Source organism: Klebsiella sp. RC2 (assembly GCF_014192815.1).
GTDB classification, from domain to species: Bacteria; Pseudomonadota; Gammaproteobacteria; order Enterobacterales; family Enterobacteriaceae; genus Klebsiella; species Klebsiella variicola.
The window spans coordinates 192538-209949 of the sequence record NZ_JACHYL010000003.1 but is presented as its reverse complement, the minus strand read 5'-3'; the positions used below and the strand labels follow the sequence as shown (position 1 = coordinate 209949).

General features: G+C 61.5%; 17 protein-coding genes. 10 read left to right on the top strand and 7 right to left on the bottom strand.

The window, feature by feature from the left end:
- Positions 1-9 precede the first annotated feature (9 nt).
- Entirely contained in the window at positions 10-3117 is a 3108-nt protein-coding gene (locus FHW76_RS10605) for a beta-galactosidase (RefSeq protein WP_110209814.1), read from the bottom strand.
- Between the two features lie 196 nt (positions 3118-3313).
- Here FHW76_RS10605 and FHW76_RS10600 point away from each other — a divergent pair, with 196 nt between their 5' ends.
- Positions 3314-4378: a LacI family DNA-binding transcriptional regulator gene (locus FHW76_RS10600; RefSeq protein ID WP_012541786.1), complete on the top strand. Its 1065-nt coding sequence runs from the start codon at positions 3314-3316 to the stop codon at positions 4376-4378.
- A 265-nt stretch (positions 4379-4643) separates the two neighbouring features.
- On the top strand, positions 4644-5084 hold the full coding sequence (locus FHW76_RS10595; RefSeq protein ID WP_012968274.1) for a GNAT family N-acetyltransferase: 441 nt from the start codon (positions 4644-4646) through the stop codon (positions 5082-5084).
- A gap of 52 nt (positions 5085-5136) precedes the next feature.
- Here FHW76_RS10595 and FHW76_RS10590 read toward each other — a convergent pair whose 3' ends face one another.
- Together FHW76_RS10590 and ftrA are read right to left on the bottom strand one after the other, a co-directional pair.
- Positions 5137-5352 (bottom strand): DUF4177 domain-containing protein, encoded by a 216-nt coding sequence (locus FHW76_RS10590; RefSeq protein ID WP_004205985.1) that lies wholly within the window; start codon positions 5350-5352, stop codon positions 5137-5139.
- Positions 5321-6418, bottom strand: a complete 1098-nt coding sequence (gene ftrA / locus FHW76_RS10585; RefSeq protein WP_032735539.1) for a transcriptional regulator FtrA — start codon at positions 6416-6418, stop codon at positions 5321-5323. The genes FHW76_RS10590 and ftrA overlap by 32 nt, the downstream gene beginning before the upstream one ends.
- 67 nt (positions 6419-6485) lie before the next feature.
- On the opposite strand from ftrA, the gene FHW76_RS10580 reads away from it, so the two are divergent.
- The 7 genes from FHW76_RS10580 to urtE all read left to right on the top strand — a co-directional run bounded on the left by FHW76_RS10580 (position 6486) and on the right by urtE (position 13792).
- Positions 6486-6884, top strand: a complete 399-nt coding sequence (locus FHW76_RS10580) for a rhodanese-like domain-containing protein (RefSeq protein WP_012541783.1) — start codon at positions 6486-6488, stop codon at positions 6882-6884.
- A gap of 148 nt (positions 6885-7032) precedes the next feature.
- The gene (locus tag FHW76_RS10575) at positions 7033-8136 is read left to right on the top strand and encodes a cobalamin-independent methionine synthase II family protein (RefSeq protein WP_183476646.1); all 1104 of its coding nucleotides are present in this window, start codon (positions 7033-7035) and stop codon (positions 8134-8136) included.
- Positions 8137-8306: 170 nt separating this feature from the next.
- Positions 8307-9578: an urea ABC transporter substrate-binding protein gene (gene urtA / locus FHW76_RS10570; RefSeq protein ID WP_008804971.1), complete on the top strand. Its 1272-nt coding sequence runs from the start codon at positions 8307-8309 to the stop codon at positions 9576-9578.
- Between the two features lie 61 nt (positions 9579-9639).
- Positions 9640-11214 carry an urea ABC transporter permease subunit UrtB gene (gene urtB / locus FHW76_RS10565; protein WP_183476644.1) on the top strand — a complete coding sequence of 525 codons (1575 nt, stop codon included), beginning with the start codon at positions 9640-9642 and terminating at the stop codon, positions 11212-11214.
- On the top strand, positions 11214-12287 hold the full coding sequence (gene urtC, locus FHW76_RS10560) for an urea ABC transporter permease subunit UrtC (RefSeq protein ID WP_008804969.1): 1074 nt from the start codon (positions 11214-11216) through the stop codon (positions 12285-12287). Before urtB ends, urtC begins: the two co-directional genes overlap by 1 nt.
- Entirely contained in the window at positions 12287-13084 is a 798-nt protein-coding gene (gene urtD, locus FHW76_RS10555) for an urea ABC transporter ATP-binding protein UrtD (protein WP_002904321.1), read from the top strand. Before urtC ends, urtD begins: the two co-directional genes overlap by 1 nt.
- Before the next feature lie 9 nt (positions 13085-13093).
- The gene (gene urtE / locus FHW76_RS10550) at positions 13094-13792 is read left to right on the top strand and encodes an urea ABC transporter ATP-binding subunit UrtE (RefSeq protein WP_008804968.1); all 699 of its coding nucleotides are present in this window, start codon (positions 13094-13096) and stop codon (positions 13790-13792) included.
- Between the two features lie 35 nt (positions 13793-13827).
- Here urtE and FHW76_RS10545 read toward each other — a convergent pair whose 3' ends face one another.
- Entirely contained in the window at positions 13828-14310 is a 483-nt protein-coding gene (locus FHW76_RS10545) for a helix-turn-helix domain-containing protein (RefSeq protein WP_183476642.1), read from the bottom strand.
- Positions 14311-14439: 129 nt separating this feature from the next.
- Positions 14440-15636, bottom strand: coding sequence for an efflux MFS transporter YdeE (gene ydeE, locus FHW76_RS10540; protein ID WP_008804966.1), 1197 nt, complete (start codon positions 15634-15636; stop codon positions 14440-14442).
- A 194-nt stretch (positions 15637-15830) separates the two neighbouring features.
- On the opposite strand from ydeE, the gene eamA reads away from it, so the two are divergent.
- Entirely contained in the window at positions 15831-16730 is a 900-nt protein-coding gene (gene eamA / locus FHW76_RS10535; RefSeq protein WP_049009640.1) for an O-acetylserine/cysteine exporter, read from the top strand.
- A 46-nt stretch (positions 16731-16776) separates the two neighbouring features.
- Here eamA and marB read toward each other — a convergent pair whose 3' ends face one another.
- The gene (gene marB, locus FHW76_RS10530; protein ID WP_038422522.1) at positions 16777-16995 is read right to left on the bottom strand and encodes a multiple antibiotic resistance protein MarB; all 219 of its coding nucleotides are present in this window, start codon (positions 16993-16995) and stop codon (positions 16777-16779) included.
- Between the two features lie 40 nt (positions 16996-17035).
- A complete protein-coding gene (gene marA, locus FHW76_RS10525) occupies positions 17036-17410 on the bottom strand; it encodes an MDR efflux pump AcrAB transcriptional activator MarA (RefSeq protein WP_002904397.1) in 375 nt (124 codons plus the stop codon).
- Positions 17411-17412: the final 2 nt, after the last annotated feature.

The following is a 17412-nucleotide window of genomic DNA, read 5'->3' as shown; positions in this document are numbered from 1 at the left end:
CCCCACGGATTAAAGGCAACGCAAAAAGACCTCGTACTGCCAGCGCGTTTGACTCAGGAGCCACTGCGGTAGCACGCTGGGGGTCCAGGAGTCATCGCCTCCCACCCCCATATGCAGGCCGTCGAGGGTGATCCACACGCCGTCTTCGGCCTGCATCTTGTGCCAGTGGTCGGTCTCCATCAGCTGACGGGTGCTCCACGGCTGAACGGAGAAGTGGAAATGCCCGCTGACGTGCCAGCGTCCCCAGTCCAGCGCCTGGGTATCGCAGCGCAGGCCGTTTTCCGTCGGGAAGATGTAGGGCGTCGTCATCGCCGCCAGCGGCTGCTCCCAGCGGGCGAAGCAGGCGCTGCTCCGCCGGTCGGGGTAGTTCTCATGCGGCCCCAGCCCCAGCCAGCTCACCGGCGCCTGCTGATCCGCCACCTGGAAGTGCAGCCCGACCCGCGGCAGCGGCGGCAGGGTTTCTGCACGTTCGCCGTCCACCGCCAGCCGCAGCGTACCGTCCGCGGTGAAGTGCATGCGCCAGTGGCTGACAATCACTACCTCTTCGCCGCGCAGATAGTGCCAGCGGCAGTCGACGAGGGTTTCATTTGCCAGGCGCTGCGCGTCGCACTGGACGCAGTGCGCCTCAAGATCGTACAGGCCGGCGCTTTTCCAGCGCTCCACCCAGGCGTTGGGGTCGATACGCTCTACTTCGCTGACCCCGATGTCGTTGTCGAGCGGCGCGCGAATAAACTGGTCACGCAGGGGGGTCAACAGCTGCTCCTGACCGCCAACCGACCAGCGGCTCAGCAGACCCGTCCGGCGATCGATGGTCCAGCATTGCGAACCGGCGCGGATCTGCCAGACCTCGTCGCTGACGATAAGATCCGGAGCGCCGGCAGGCACGGTGGGCGCCGGCAGCGCCAGCGGGGCGGGCAGGGGAAACTGTTGCCAGGCGACGCGGTGTTCCGCTGCTGACCAGGCGGTCGCCCGGGGCTGGGTCACCTCCAGCGTCAGCCACACCGCGCGGGCGCCTTCAGGCAGGATCAGGCTGTCGAGCAGCGTTATCTCGTCGCTGCCCTCAGGGGGCAGCGCAAGGGTCAGGTTGCCGTGATACAGGGTTTCACCGGCCGACTGCACCTGCCAGCGCACCACTTCGTTATCGGTTGGACGGAACAGGTATTCGCTGGTGATGCGCACCCGCAGCGGCGAGGTCGACAGCAGCGTGAACTGAAAATACTGCTGGGCGTGCTTCGCCTCCACCAGCGACGGATGCGGCGTGCGATCGGGAAACACCAGACCATTCATACAGAACTGGCGATCGTTAGGCTTATCGCCAAAGTCGCCGCCATAGGCCCAGCCGACGCTGCCGTCGTCAAAGATTTTGCGGATCGCCTGATCGGCCCAGTCCCAGATAAACCCGCCCTGCAACCGCGGATACTCGCGGAAGGCCTGCCAGTAATCGGCGAAGTTGCCGAGGCTGTTGCCCATCGCGTGGGCATATTCGCAAAGGATCAGCGGCCGCTGCTCGCCGGGCAGGCTGATCCATTTTTTGATCCCCCATTTCGGTACCGCCGGGATCGGCTGGTCGCGTTCGACGCGGGCGTACATCGGACAGATAATATCGGTGGCGGTGGTATCCGCGCCGCCGCCCTCGTACTGCACCGGACGGCTCGGGTCGTTGCGTTTCAGCCAGTGGTACAGCGCTTCGTGGTTGCCGCCGCCGCCGGACTCGTTGCCCAGCGACCAGATGATAATGCACGGATGGTTGCGGTTGCTCTGTACCATCCGGGTGACGCGGGCGCTGAAGGCTGGCAGCCACGCCGGATCGTCGGACAGCCGATTCATCGGCACCATCCCGTGGGTTTCAATATTAGCTTCATCGACCACGTACAGACCGTAGCGGTTGCAGAGTTCATACCAGCGCGGCGCGTTGGGGTAGTGCGAGCAGCGCACGGCGTTAAAGTTGTTCTGCTTCATCAACAGAATGTCCTGCACCATATCCGCCTCGGTGACCACCTGACCGCGCAAATGATGATGCTCATGGCGGTTAACGCCGCGGATCAGCAGCGGTTTGCCATTGAGACGCAGCAGGCCATCGGCAATCTCGATACGGCGAAAACCGATGTCCCATGCTTCGGCCTCCAGCAGTTCGTCGCCGCGCCACAGGGTGACCACGGCGCGATAACAGTTTGGAGTTTCCGCGCTCCAGTGCGCCGGCGCCGTCACCGCCAGAGCAAAATCGACCCGTTCCGCGTAGTGGCCGCGTTCATCCACCGCCGGGGTGCCTAATGGCTGCCGCCCGGCGGCGACCTGCTCCTCGCCACGCCACAGGCTAACCCCGATGCTGAGCCCGGCAAGGGCCGCCTCTGTCGCTTCGACGGTCGCCTGGACCTGCAGAGTGCCATCGCGGTAGAGGGCGTCGAGGGCTGGCGTCAACTGCACGTCGCATAGCCGTTGCTGCGGCTTATTCAGCAGCCACACCGAGCGGAAAATGCCGCTCATCCGCCACATATCCTGGTCTTCCAGCCAGCTGCCGGCGCTCCAGCGCATGACCATCACGCACAGGCGGTTGTCGCCCGGGCGCAGGAAGGGGCTGAGATCGAACGCTGCCGGCAGGCGACTGTCCTGCGAATAGCCGACCCAGACGCCATTGCACCACAGATGAAACGCCGAGTTGACGCCATCGAAAATAATCTGCGTTTGCCCGTTCTCGCGCCATGTGTCCTCAACCGTAAAGTGCAGGGAATAACAGCCGGTCGGGTTATCCTCCGGCACCCGCGGTGGCGTGGTATCGATGGGATAGCGGACGTTGGTGTAGATCGGCGCGTCATAGCCCTCCATCTGCCAGTTGGAAGGCACTGGCGTGCCGCGGCTGTCCGGCAGATCCTGCGTCAGCCACTGCGCATCGACGGCAAACGGGCTGCGGGCATAAACGAACTGCCACTCGCCGTCCAGCTGACGACGGCGTGTGGAGAGATGGTTATCCCGGGCGGCAAGCTCATCGCGCCAGCTGGCGAAAGCGGGATGCGCCGGCAGGCGGTTAAGGTGGGTAATGGTCTGGTTCTGCCAGTCTTCACGGGCGAGGACGGCGTCAAAGTTGGGCATGTGGCTGTTGCCGGTATCGCTAATTTGCATTTTAATCCCCGGTAAGTCAGAAAATGTCGTTCGCTAAACAGGATGATTAACGTTATCGGGTAATTTGTTTTTTCCAGCAATCACGCTGGAAATGAAATGAACAGACGATCACGAAAGCGAGGGCAAAACGCTGTTTTTTGTCGCGCGTTAAACATAAAATGTTAGCGCACGACATTGTTATCGCTGAGGAGAAAAGATGCCGCGTCGTACCGCAACCCTTGAGGATGTCGCCCGCGCGGCGGGTGTCTCCCAACAGACGGTCTCCCGGGTGCTGAACCGTCCTGAGGTGGTGTCAGCCCGCACCCGGGAGCAGGTGATCCGCGCGATGCAGACGCTGCACTACGTGCCTAACCGCTCGGCGCAGCTGCTTGCCGGCAAGGCAGCGCCCTCCATCGGGTTAATTACCGCCTCGCTGACGCTGCATGCCCCCTCGCAGATCGCCGCCGCGATAAAAAGCCATGCCAGCCTGCATCAGCTGGAAGTGGCGATAGCGATGCCGGCGCAGGCCGATTTTGTCGCGCTACAGGCGCGGCTGGATGAGCTACGCGCCCAGCATATTCGCGGGGTGATCGTCAGTCTGCCCCTGGAGAGCGCCACCGCCGAGCGGCTGGTGCAAGAGAACCCGGATATGGCCTGCCTGTTTCTTGACGTCTCCCCGGAGGCCGATGTCTGCTGCGTGCGCTTCGACCACCGCGACGGCTGCGGAGCCTGCGTACGCCACCTGTGGGAGCTGGGGCATCGCGAATTCGGCCTGCTGGCGGGGCCGGAAAGTTCGGTTTCCGCCCGTCTGCGCCTCGCCAGCTGGCGCGAGGCGCTGCACAGTCTGAATATCGCTCGCTCAACAACGGTGTTCGGCGACTGGAGCGCCGCCAGCGGCTGGCAAAAAACGTTCGAGCTGCTGCATCTGCAGCCGCGGATCAGCGCGATTGTGGTGGCGAACGATCAAATGGCGCTCGGCGTGCTCAGCGCGCTCGCCCAGCTTAATCGCAGCGGTAGCCGGGCGGTATCGGTGACCGGCTATGACGACACCGCCGACAGTCTCTACTTCCAGCCGCCGCTCACCACGGTGGCGCAGGACTTCGATCTGCTGGGCAAGAGGGCGGTGGAGCGGCTGATCGCCCTGATGGCGGCCCCGCAGCTGCGGATCCGCGAGCTGCTGCCGACCCGGCTTATTGTGCGCCAGTCGGCCTGGCCCGCCGCCGTCGCGGAGGATCAGCAGCAGACCCTCGCGCAACTGAAAGCGCTGGTGGAAAAACTTTAGCGCAGGCCGTTGAGGCTTTATTGAGGTTGACTCTGTTAACCTCGTCATCAAACGTAGAGAGGTCAGGATTATCTGTCTGCGAAAAATGCAAAACACAATCTATCCATGCAAGCATTGATTTACCGCCAGTCATATGGCGGTTTTTTTTTGCCGTCGCCCGCGTCTACCGTTTTCTTCCGTTCGCCTTTCCGCCTGGCATATCCTGCCGCGGCATGCTAGATCTTGCTTCCGGGGCTCCATCCGGGAGACGACGGGAGGCAAGGGTATGATGGTGATAGAGGGTAAAGAGGCGATCGCGCGGGTGGACTGGCAGCGGGTGCGAACCATTATCGCCGAGGCCGGATTGAATGAGCGCGATGTTCAGCAACTGGAGCAGGCGTTCCGCCAGAGCACCTTCTGCTGGTTTGGCTATGAGAACGGCCAGTTGATTGCCGTGGCGCGAGCCATCAGCGATTGCACCTGGAGCAGCTATCTGGCGGATGTGGCGATCGTCCCCGAACGTCAGGGGCAGGGTTACGGGCAACAGCTGATGCTGGCCATCCGGGAGCAACTCCTGCCCTTTGGCAAAATTTTTATCTATGCGGTCGCCGATAAAATTACGTTTTATCAGCGCTTTGGTTTTGCCATGCTGACCACCGGCATGGTCTGCGCCAGCGAGGAGGGCATGCACAACATGCAGGAGCAGGGCTATATCCGTCGGCCCTGAAAGCAGGCGTTCAGGAACGCCTGGCTTAAGCGGGTAAACCAGGCGCAGGCTGTCAGAGGGGGCGTTCGAGCACGAAAAGATACGCTTCCCGCGACCAGAACAGGGCGGTGCGGCGGCGCTCCACCGACATGGTTTTCACTTCCCATCCCTCACGGGTATAGCTGCTGAGAAACTGGCTCATTTTGTCAGGGTCAGCCTTGGCTTCGCCAAAAAACAGGCTGCCCAGCAGCCCCTCTTTATAGATCACTACCCGACACTCTTTCTTCATCATCGACCCTCCTGGCGACCCGTTTACTGTGGCCGTCTATTGTCCGTTGCCGCGACGATTTTGCAATCGGAGAAGTAGCAAACTGTTTCCGGTACTGCAGCGGACTGAGCGCGAAGTGCTGGCGAAAATGGTGACGCAGGGTGCCGGCGCTGGCAAACCCGCAGCGCTCAGCGATCTGATCGATGGACATCGTGCTCTCCGTCAGGTGCTGGCGGGCGCGCAGCAGCCGCTCGTCCAGCAGCCAGCGGGCGGGTGTTTTACCGGTGGCCTCCTCAAAGCGGCGCAAAAAGGTGCGCGTCCCCATGCCGGCGCGCTGGGCGAGGGAAGCGACGGTATGGCTGGCGGCAAGATGTTGGTGCAGATAGTCAAACAGCTGCCCAAGGCGCTGGCTCTCCCGGCTGCGGGCTACCGGGCGCAGGACCTGCTGCGCCTGACCGCCATCGCGATGGGGAGAGACCACCAGGCGGCGGGCGACGACGTTGGCGGCTTCGCTGCCGAAATCCTCGCGCACCAGATGCAGACAAAGGTCGATCCCCGCCGCGCTGCCGGCGGAAGTCAGCAGCAAAGCATCGCCCACGTAGAGCACATCTTCCACCACCTGGATCTGCGGGAAACGCGACTGCAGCGCCGCGGTGTAGCGCCAGTGGGTCGTTGCCTGGCGGCCATTGAGCAGCCCGGCGGCGGCGAGAACGAACACCCCGGAACAGATGGAAATAATCCGGCATCCGCGGGCGTGGGCGGCAACGAGGGCGGCGCACAGCGCCTCGGGGACCGGGGCGTCGACACCGCGCCAGCCGGGGACCACAATCGTATCCGCCTGGGCGAGAAGTTCAGGCCCGCCGTCAGTCATCAGGCGGATGCCGCCGGTAGCGCACAGCGGCCCTTCATCGACGGCGGCGACGGCAAAGTGGTACCAGTTGTCACCCATTTCCGGGCGCGGCAGGCCGAAGATCTCCACGGCTACGCCAAACTCAAAGGTGCACAGGCCATCGTAGGCGAGGGCGACCACCTGATGACGTGACGGTGTCACAGAAGGGGTTGTCAGGATGTTAGCGTTTTCTGTCATGGTTGTCGGCAGATCAGGGTGATGGGCGTCAGTAAAGTAGTGTTATCACAGACAAGGAGAAGACGCCATGAGTGTAGTAACCCAATTTCCCCCTGCCGCTTCCGCTGAGGCTATCCGTTGGTTCCGCCATAAGCTGCATCTTGAGACCGACTGCGCCGATGTGCACAGCGCCCAGCGTGCCGGCGAGGTCGACTTTGTCCTGCTGCACGTGGTCGGCAGCGAGGAAGCCTTCGCCAGACGTCACTTGCCAGGCGCGCAGCATCTCCCGCACAGCCAGATCACCGCCGAGCGAATGGCCGCCTGGCCGGCGGAGACCCTCTTTGTGGTCTACTGCGCCGGGCCGCACTGCAACGGTGCTGACGTTGCCGCGCTGAAGCTGGCTGAGCTTGGGCGGCCGGTGAAAATGATGCTCGGCGGACTCACCGGCTGGGAAGATGAGGGCTATGCGTTTGTTTCCGGTAAATGAAAATATTTCATGCACCATGAAATATTCTCGTTTGCGACCCACCACTCTGCATGCCAGTATCTGGACATATAGCCATCCAGAAGTCTAAAAATTCAAATAATGAACTATCACGGTGGGCAACTAACGCGCCCACCGCTAAGGAGACAGCATGCGACGTCAACAGGCCCCGTTCCGCGCAGACATCGTCGGCAGTTTTTTGCGCCCGGACAGCATTAAACAGGCGCGTCAGCAGCTGGCTGAGGGGATTATCGACGCCGGTCAGCTACGCGAAATTGAGAATAACGCGATCCGTCATCTGGTTCAGCAGCAATGCGACTGCGGCCTGCATGTGGTCACCGACGGTGAGTTTCGGCGCGCATGGTGGCATTTCGATTTCTTCGATGGCCTGCAGGGCGTTGAACGTTACGATGCCGAGCAGGGGATCCAGTTTAACGGCGTGCAGACCAAAGCGCACGGCGTTCGCGTCACCGGCAAGCTGGCGTTTGGCGACCACCCGATGCTGGAGGACTTCCGCTATCTGAAAAGCATCAGCGGCGACGCGCAGCCGAAGATGACCATTCCCAGCCCGAGCGTGCTGCACTTCCGCGGCGGGCGGAAAGATATTGATGCCACCGTTTACCCGGATCTTAGCGACTACTTCGACGATCTGGCCACCACCTGGCGCGACGCGATCCGCGCGTTTTATGACGCCGGCTGCCGCTATCTGCAGCTGGACGATACTGTGTGGGCCTACCTGTGTTCCGATGCCCAGCGTCAGCAGGTACGCGAGCGCGGCGACGATCCGGATGCGCTGGCGCGCATTTATGCCCGGGTGCTGAACCAGGCGCTGGAAGGTAAGCCGGCCGATCTGACGGTGGGCCTGCACGTCTGTCGGGGTAACTTCCGTTCAACCTGGATCTCGGAAGGCGGTTACGAGCCGGTGGCCGAGGTGCTGTTTGGCGGCGTCAATGTCGATGCCTTCTTCCTTGAGTACGACAACGACCGCTCCGGGGATTTCGCGCCGCTGCGCTTTATTCGTCCTGGCCATCAGCAGGTGGTTCTCGGACTGATCACCACCAAAAATGGCGAGCTGGAGAATCCGCAGGGGGTGAAAGCGCGTCTCGCCGAGGCGGCGCAGTACGTGCCGCTCGAGCAGATCTGCCTGAGTCCGCAGTGCGGTTTCGCCTCTACGGAAGAGGGCAATGCCCTCAGCGAAGACCAGCAGTGGCAAAAAGTCCGTCTGGTGACGTCGATCGCCGCCGACGTCTGGTAATGACTTTCTTAGCGCAGCGTTGCACCGTGATGAGGCAACGCTGCCGTCCCCACCGTCTCCGCCGCCCACCTGTCCCGCATCCTGCTGTTTTCACAACCTGGCACCGTTTTTGCCTTATCACCTCTGGTTAGCTGTTAATTCTTTATTTTTGCGCTACTCAGGAGTGAATCATGCAACGTAGAACGTTATTAAAAGCTTTTGCACTCTCCGCCTCTGTAATGGCTATGGGTCTTTCATTCCAGGCCTATGCCGCCGACACCATCAAAGTCGGGATCATGCATTCGCTCTCGGGAACGATGGCGATTTCCGAAACGCCGCTGAAGGACGTCGCGCTGATGGCCATCGACGACATCAACGCCAAAGGCGGGGTACTGGGCAAGAAGCTGGAGCCGGTGGTGGTCGACCCGGCCTCCAACTGGCCGCTGTTTGCCGAGAAGGCACGCCAGCTGCTGGCCCAGGATAAAGTGGCGGTGGTGTTTGGCTGCTGGACGTCGGTCTCACGTAAATCGGTGCTGCCGGTGTTTGAGGAGCTGAACGGCCTGCTGTTCTACCCGGTGCAGTATGAAGGGGAAGAGATGTCCCCCAACGTCTTCTATACCGGCGCGGCGCCTAACCAGCAGGCTATCCCGGCAGTGGAATACCTGCTAAGTGACGATGGCGGCGGCGCCAAACGTTTCTTCCTGCTGGGGACGGACTACGTCTATCCGCGCACCACCAACAAGATCCTCCGCGCCTTCCTGCATGCCAAAGGGATCCAGGACAAAGATATCGAGGAGGTCTACACCCCGTTCGGCTACAGCGATTACCAGACCATCGTCGCCAATATCAAAAAATTCTCCGCCGGTGGCAAAACGGCAGTGGTCTCCACCATCAATGGCGATTCCAACGTGCCGTTCTACAAAGAGCTGGCTAACCAGGGTCTGAAAGCGACCGATGTGCCGGTGGTGGCCTTCTCGGTGGGGGAAGAGGAGCTGCGCGGCATCGATACCAAACCGCTGGTCGGCAACCTCGCGGCATGGAACTACTTTGAGTCCGTCGATAATCCGACCAACAAAGCCTTCGTCGCCGACTATCGCGCGTACGCCAAAGCGCACAAGCTGCCGAATGCCGATACGGTGGTGACCAACGATCCGATGGAAGCGACCTGGGTGGGTCTGCATATGTGGGCGCAGGCGGTGACCAAAGCGGGCACCACCGATGTCGATAAAGTGCGCGAGGCGATGGCCGGGCAGACCTTCAACGCGCCATCCGGTTTTACCCTGACCATGGATGCCACTAACCATCATCTGCATAAGCCGGTGATGATCGGTGAAATTGAAGGTAACGGTCAGTTCAACGTGGTCTGGCAGACCGATAAACCCGTTCGCGCGCAGCCGTGGAGTCCGTGGATCCCCGGTAACGATAAGAAACCTGACCATCCGGTGAAAACCGTCAGCCAGTAAGCGCCAGGGCCGACGGGGCTGGAGCATAGCGCCCGTCGGCTGCTGACCAGAGGAGAACGACATGAACGCATTGCGTCTCATGAGTGTGTTGGCGCTACTGCTGATCCTGCTGCCGTGGCGGGCGCAGGCCGCGGAGGCGGACGACTTCGTTGCCGCCAGCCGCAGCCAGCAGGCGCAGCTGTTGACCCAGTGGGCGGCAGCGCCGCAGGCGGATCGTCTGCCGCTGCTGCGGGCGTTGACCACCGAGAGCCTGGTGATGGACGACGGAAAACATGCTTTCCGCACCCGACAGGGCGGATTACAGCCATTGGGTGCCGTCGCCGCGCCGCAGGGCGAAACCCGACCGGTCCGTCTGACCAACAGGCTGCGCAATCTGGCTGCCGGCGCGCTGGCCAGCCACCTTATTTTAAGTGACAACGTCACGGAGAGAGCTTCCGCCGCGCGCACGCTACAGCGGGAAGCGACCCCGGCCATGGCCGCGCTGCTGCAACAGCGGCTGCAGGCGGAAACCGATGATAATGTGCGGGGTCTGCTGGAGGTGGCGCTGGCGCGCCTGCAGCTCACTCAGCCTGAGGCCAGCGCGCGGCTGGCCGCCGTGACGCTGCTCGGCCATTCCGCGGACCCGGAAACCCAGGCGCTGCTGATCCCCTTTACCGATGCCCAGCATGAGCCGGATGCGGCGGTGCGCGAGGCGGCCAGCGACAGCCTGCAAAAGATCAAACATCGTCTGCTGCTCGGCGATCTGCTGGGCCAGGCCTTTATGGGGCTGTCGCTGGGATCGGTGCTGTTGCTGGCCGCGCTGGGGCTGGCGATCACCTATGGCCTGCTGGGGGTGATTAACATGGCCCACGGTGAGATGTTAATGATCGGCGCCTACAGCTGCTGGCTGGTACAGCAGGTGCTGGCGCAGCTCGCGCCGCAATGGCTGGCCTTTTATCCGCTGGTCGCGCTGCCGGTGGCGTTTCTGGTGACCGCCGGGATCGGCATGGCGCTGGAGCGCACCATTATTCGTCATCTGTATGGTCGGCCGCTGGAAACGCTGCTCGCCACCTGGGGGATCAGCCTGATGCTTATCCAGCTGGTGAGGATGCTGTTTGGCGCGCAGAACGTGGAGGTGGCAAACCCGGCCTGGCTCTCCGGCGGCGTGCAGGTCCTGCCGAACCTGATCCTGCCGTGGAACCGGCTGGCGGTGCTGGCGTTCGTCCTGCTGGTGCTGTGTTTTACCTGGCTCATCCTGAACCGTACCCGTCTGGGGATGAACGTCCGCGCCGTGACGCAGAACCGGGCGATGGCCGCCTGCTGCGGCGTGCCTACCGGGCGGGTGGATATGCTGGCCTTTGGCCTCGGCTCCGGTATTGCCGGGCTGGGCGGCGTGGCGCTGTCGCAGCTTGGCAACGTCGGGCCTGAACTGGGTCAGGGATACATCATCGACTCGTTTCTGGTAGTGGTGCTGGGCGGCGTCGGCCAGCTGGCCGGCAGCGTGGCGGCGGCCTTTGGGCTGGGCATTTTCAACAAAATTCTCGAACCCCAAATGGGCGCGGTGCTGGGCAAAATCCTGATCCTGGTGATGATTATTCTGTTTATTCAGAAACGCCCGCAGGGTCTGTTCGCGCTGAAAGGGAGGGTTATTGACTGATGAGCCAACCAATCACCTTAACGCTGGCGCAGCGCGCGCCGCGGCCTCTGCGCTGGCTGGGGATCCTGCTGGTGCTGGGGCTGCTGAGTATGCCATTCCTGGCGCTGCTGCCGGCCTCGCATCCGCTGGCGGTGCCGAGCTGGCTGCTGACGCTGAGCGGCAAAATCCTCTGCTACGCCATTGTGGCGGTGGCGCTGGATCTGGTCTGGGGCTATGCGGGTATGCTGTCGCTGGGGCACGGGATCTTCTTTGCCCTCGGCGGGTACGCCATGGGGATGTACCTGATGCGCCAGGCGGCGGGCGACGGTCTGCCGGCGTTTATGTCTTTTCTCTCCTGGAGCGAGCTGCCCTGGTTCTGGTGGGGCACGCAACATTTCGCCTGGGCGATGGCGCTGGTAGTGCTGGTTCCCGGTCTGCTGGCCCTGGTTTTCGGCTGGTTTGCCTTTCGCTCGAAGATCAAAGGGGTCTATTTCTCGATCATGACCCAGGCCCTGACCTATGCCGGTATGCTGCTGTTCTTTCGCAACGAGACCGGGTTTGGCGGCAACAACGGCTTCACCGGTTTTACCACGCTGCTGGGTTTTCCGGTCACCGCCACCGGCACCCGCGCCACCCTGTTTATGGCCACGGTTTTGCTGCTGTTGCTGACCCTGTGGCTGGGCTCGGCGCTGGCGCAGAGTAAGTTTGGCCGGATCCTCACCGCGGTACGTGACGCCGAAAACCGGCTGATGTTCTGCGGGTACGACCCGCGCGGCTTCAAGCTGCTGGTATGGACGCTGTCGGCGGTGCTCTGCGGTCTGGCGGGGGCGTTATATGTCCCGCAGGTCGGGATCATCAACCCCAGCGAAATGTCGCCGACCAACTCCATCGAGGCCGCCATCTGGGTCGCGCTCGGCGGGCGCGGCACCCTGATCGGCCCGGTGCTTGGCGCCGGGCTGGTCAACGGCGCGAAAAGCATTTTCACCGTGGCGATGCCAGAGTACTGGCAGCTGTTTCTGGGCCTCATCTTCATCATCGTGACCCTGTTTTTACCCCGCGGAGTGATGGGCCTGCTGCGTCGAGGAGACCGCTAATGCAACCGGATGAAGGACTGTTTACCCGTCAGCTGCCCGGCGATCGCTTTCGCGAACAAACCGATCCGGTGCTGCAGCTGGAGAATATCAACGTCAGCTTTGACGGTTTCCGGGCGCTGACGGATCTGTCGCTGGCGATAGGCGTCGGCGAACTGCGCTGCGTGATCGGCCCCAACGGGGCGGGCAAGACTACCCTGATGGACGTGATCACCGGCAAGACCCGGCCGCAAAGCGGCAAAGCGCTCTATGACCAGTCGGTGGATCTGACCACTCTTGACCCGGTGGCCATCGCCCGCCAGGGCATCGGGCGCAAGTTTCAGAAGCCGACGGTCTTCGAAGCGCTGACGGTGGCGGAAAATCTCGCCCTGGCGATGAAGGGAGATAAATCGGTGTGGGCCAGCCTGCGCGCCCGGCTGAGCAGCGAACAGGACGATCGGCTGAATGAGGTACTGCGCCTGCTGCGTCTCGACGGCGAGCGCTACCGCCAGGCCGGTCTGCTGTCCCATGGCCAGAAACAGTTCCTTGAGATCGGCATGCTGCTGGTGCAGGAGCCGCATCTGCTGCTGCTTGATGAGCCGGCGGCCGGCATGACCGATGCGGAAACGGAGTATACGGCGGAGCTGTTTCGTACCCTGGCTGGACAGCACTCCCTGATGGTGGTGGAGCACGACATGGGATTTGTCGAGACCATCGCCGACCGGGTGACGGTCCTGCATCAGGGCCAGGTGCTGGCGGAGGGATCGCTGCGGGAGGTGCAGGCCAATGAGCAGGTCATTGAAGTTTATCTGGGACGTTAAGGAGCGCCAATGTTACAGGTGAGTCAGCTACATCAATACTACGGCGGCAGCCATATTTTGCGTGGGGTGGATTTTTCCGCCCGTCAGGGCGAAGTCACCTGCCTGCTGGGGCGCAATGGCGTCGGTAAGACCACGCTGCTGAAATGCCTGATGGGGCTGATCCCGGCGCGCAGCGGTGAGGTACGCTGGCAGGATCAGAACATCACCCATCGCAAACCGCACCAGCGGGTGCAGGCCGGGGTCGCCTACGTCCCCCAGGGGCGCGAGATATTTCCGCGCCTGACGGTGGAAGAAAACCTGCTGATGGGGCTGTCGCGCTTTCCCGCCCGCGAAGCGCAGCAGGTGCCGGAGGAGATCTACCAGCTTTTCCCGGTGCTCAAGACCATGAAGCAGCGGCGGGGCGGTGACTTATCCGGCGGTCAACAGCAACAGCTGGCGATTGGCCGCGCGCTGGCCAGCCGTCCGCAGCTGCTGATCCTCGATGAACCCACCGAGGGGATCCAGCCTTCGGTTATCAAAGAGATTGGCGAGGTGATCCGCCAGCTGGCGAGCCGCGGGGATATGGCGATCCTGCTGGTGGAGCAGTTCTATGACTTTGCCGCCGGGCTGGCGGACCACTACCTGGTGATGTCGCGCGGCGCCATCGTCCAGCAGGGCAAGGGCGGTGATATGGAGAGCGACGGCGTGCGCGCCATGGTGACCATCTGACCAGGCCGGCGGCGTGCGCGCCGCCGGTTTGCGGGCTATTTGCGCAACAGCCGCTGCAGGCGCGCCTGGCGCCAGTTTTTGATCCATTCGCCGAACACGAACAGGCGTAATCCTCTCACCACCAGCAGGGCGCCCCAGATCAGGGCGACCCAGCCGGACCAGTAGTACTGCGGATTAGTGAAGCGGTTAAGCACCGCCAGCAGCACGCAAACCACCAGCGCCACCGACAGCGAACGGAAAAAGCGGCTCTCCTGATGCACCCGCGCTTTGGCTTCCTCTATGCGCAGATCCAGCGAGGCTTCCGGGCCCGGCGCACCCTCCCGCGAGGCTTCGCCGCCGATCTCGGCCACCGTGACCTCAAAGACCGCGGCGAGGGCGCTGAGGGTCTCCAGCCCCGGGCGTTCTCCATTCTCAATGCGCTGGATCGTGCGGACGCTGAGACCCGCCATTTCGGCCAGCTGCTCCTGGGACCAGGCGCGCTGTAGCCGTAATTGTTTGACCTGATTGTTGTTGTTCATATTCGTATGCTCCATGACGTTCTGCGGATGTAAACCTGTGATGGAGTATGGTGAACCGGGCCGCCAGCCACCACGACAGCGACCCGACAGCGGCCCGACATCAACCCGACAGCCGCATGCCAGCTGGCGTCAGGCGTTGGCCAGCGGACAATCCGGCTGCCAGGGACGGGCATTCATCCCGCGGAAAATCATCAGCCAGGCGGCGACAATCGCCACGATAAGAATGACAAAAAGCGACCAGTGCGGCAGATGGGTGAGGATCATCCCGGTGAACATCGGGTTGAATGCCGCGCCCAGCCACCCCAGCGACTGGGCGGAGAAGTAGCTGGCCTTCATCCCCGGCGGGGCAATATGGTCAATCAGCATATACTCCCCGGGGGCATAAATCACTTCCCCGAGGGTGAAGATCGCCGCCGAGATCCCCCACGCCCACAGGCTGGCGCCAGAGAACATAAAGCCCACGAGGCCGATAACAAAGCAGACGGTGCCGAAGGTCATCAGCGGGCGAATATTTCTGGCGCTCAGCCGCCGGCCAACCGCGTACTGCAAAGCGACCACCACCGCGGCGTTAACCGGCAGCACCACGGCCACCACTTTCTCGGCGAAGTCGCTGCTGGCGACCACCAGCACATACTGCGAGAGGCAGGAGGCGAAAGCGCCGCTGACGAAGGAGGCCAGCAGCCCGGAACAGGTAAACCACAGCAGCGCCCGGTCACGCAGCAACACTGAGGGAGACCAGGCAGCAGCGCCCGGCTGGGCCGCGGCGGCCCCATCCCGCTGGAGAAACAGCTGAATAAACACCAATGGAAAGGCGGCGCAGGCGGCCGCCAGCCAGAACGGCAAATTGATGCTGTGCATCACCAGCAGTGTGCCGATGGGCGGCCCGACGGTCCAGCCGATATTGAGGATGGTATAGTTCAGCGAGAAGATACGCGCTTTTTTCTCCGGCGTCAGTCGGTCGGCGAACCAGGCTTTTAGCACGGTGGAAAACACCGAGTAGGCGCAGTTGATCAACGCAAAAAAGATCACCACCAGGATAGCGTTATTGACCAGCGGTATCGCGCTAAATCCCAGAATAAACACCAGCACTGACCACACCATATAGCGCTTTTTGTCGAACTTATCCGCGAGGATGCCAAAGCCCATGCTGAACAGCACGCCGACCACCAGCGCCAGCGACAACGCGTAGCCAATCACATCGACATCCAGCTGATAACGTCGGGTGAGGTAGATAGTCATAAACGGCAGTGTGGCCCCGCGGCCAATAGTTAGCAGTAACGACGATGCCAGCAGCGCGATGGTGGAGCGCCTGAGAGTGGTGATCATGATTTCCTTGCCTGTCATGTTGTTATAATTTTACGTCTTCGATCACAAATAACACGCTCATTACGCCTTGTACAGGTCAGCCCGGTCGCCGGTCGCACTTCCTGGCCTGCCAAAAATAATGATCTATCCTGGCGGCCGCTTTTTGGTTACTTTGATTTTGTTCACAAAAATTCTAATAACGACAGAGGCAGGGTATGACGAGGAAAGATGGACTGCTGGCGCTGCTGGTAGTGGTGGTGTGGGGGCTTAACTTTGTGGTGATTAAGCTGGGATTACACAATATGCCGCCGCTGATGCTGGCGGGGCTGCGCTTTATGTTGGTCGCCTTCCCGGCGCTGCTGTTTGTATCCCGCCCGGCTATCCCGCTGCGCCTGCTGCTGGGTTATGGCCTGACCATTAGCTTTGGTCAGTTTGCCTTTCTGTTCTGCGCTATCGGCCTGGGTATGCCTGCCGGGCTGGCTTCGCTGGTGCTGCAGGCGCAAGCCTTCTTCACCATCATTCTCGGCGCCTTCGTCTTTGGCGAACGTCTGCAGGGCAAGCAACTGGCGGGGATCGCCCTGGCGATCTTTGGCGTGCTGGTGCTGGTGGAGGGCAGCCTTGGCGGGGAGCATGTGCCGCTGGTGGGCTTTATGCTGACCCTGGCGGCGGCGCTCAGCTGGGCCTGCGGTAATATCTTCAACAAGAAAATCATGTCGCATGCCGCCCGGCCGCCCATTATGTCGCTGGTGGTGTGGAGCGCGTTGATCCCGGTGCTGCCGTTTATGCTGGCCTCATGGCTGATTGATGGCCCGCAGACCATGCTGGCGAGCCTGCAACACATCGATCTGCTGACGATACTGTCGCTGCTCTATCTGGCATTTATCGCCACTATCGTCGGCTATGGTATCTGGGGATCGCTGCTGGGGCGCTATGAGACCTGGCGGGTGGCGCCGCTGTCGCTGCTGGTGCCGGTGGTGGGGATGGCCAGCGCTGCGCTGTTGCTGGGGGAGACGCTGAGCGGACTGCAGCTCATCGGGGCGGTACTGATTATGGCCGGGCTCTATATTAACGTCTTCGGCTTACGTCTGGTGCGGCCGGGTATGGCGCGCGGATAAAAAAAAGCCCCGAAGAAGGGGCTACACAATTATGCGTGTAATGGCATCACAGGTCGTGCTGCTGGTAGTACGGCACGCCCAGTTCGTCGGATTTATCACTGCCAGCCGCCATATGATTGAAATCAAATGGCGAATCGTTATGTTCCGAAGGGATAATCATTGTATCACGCTGGTTTTGACGCACCGGCGTGGTGTTTTGCTCCGCATAGCTGAGGCTGGAGACCAGCGACAGGAGTACGATAGCTGCGGTAGCGAATAATTTCATGATTTCCTCAATACGTCTTTGATAATACAGGCGATTAACATCAGTTATTTAGCGGATGCAGATAGCGGGATTCGCCAGGTACATTCGTTATGCGATACTTGTGGGGCGGAACATCGAAATAGTTCTTGAACGTTCGCGTCAGGGTCTGCTGCGACTCGAAACCGTAGCGTTCCGCCAGGTACAAAATGGGCTCATTGCTCTGCTTGAGCTTCTGCGCAATCTCCGTCAGCTTGCGGCTGCGGATGTACTGGCCGAGGGAATGGCCGGTCTCTTTCTTAAACATACGTTGCAGGTGCCACTTGGAGTAACCTGAACGCTCAGACACTTTTTCCAGCGACAGGGGCGATTCCAGGTTATCCTCGATCCACGACAAAATACTATGGATAGTGATGGCGTCATTATTACGTCTGGACATCA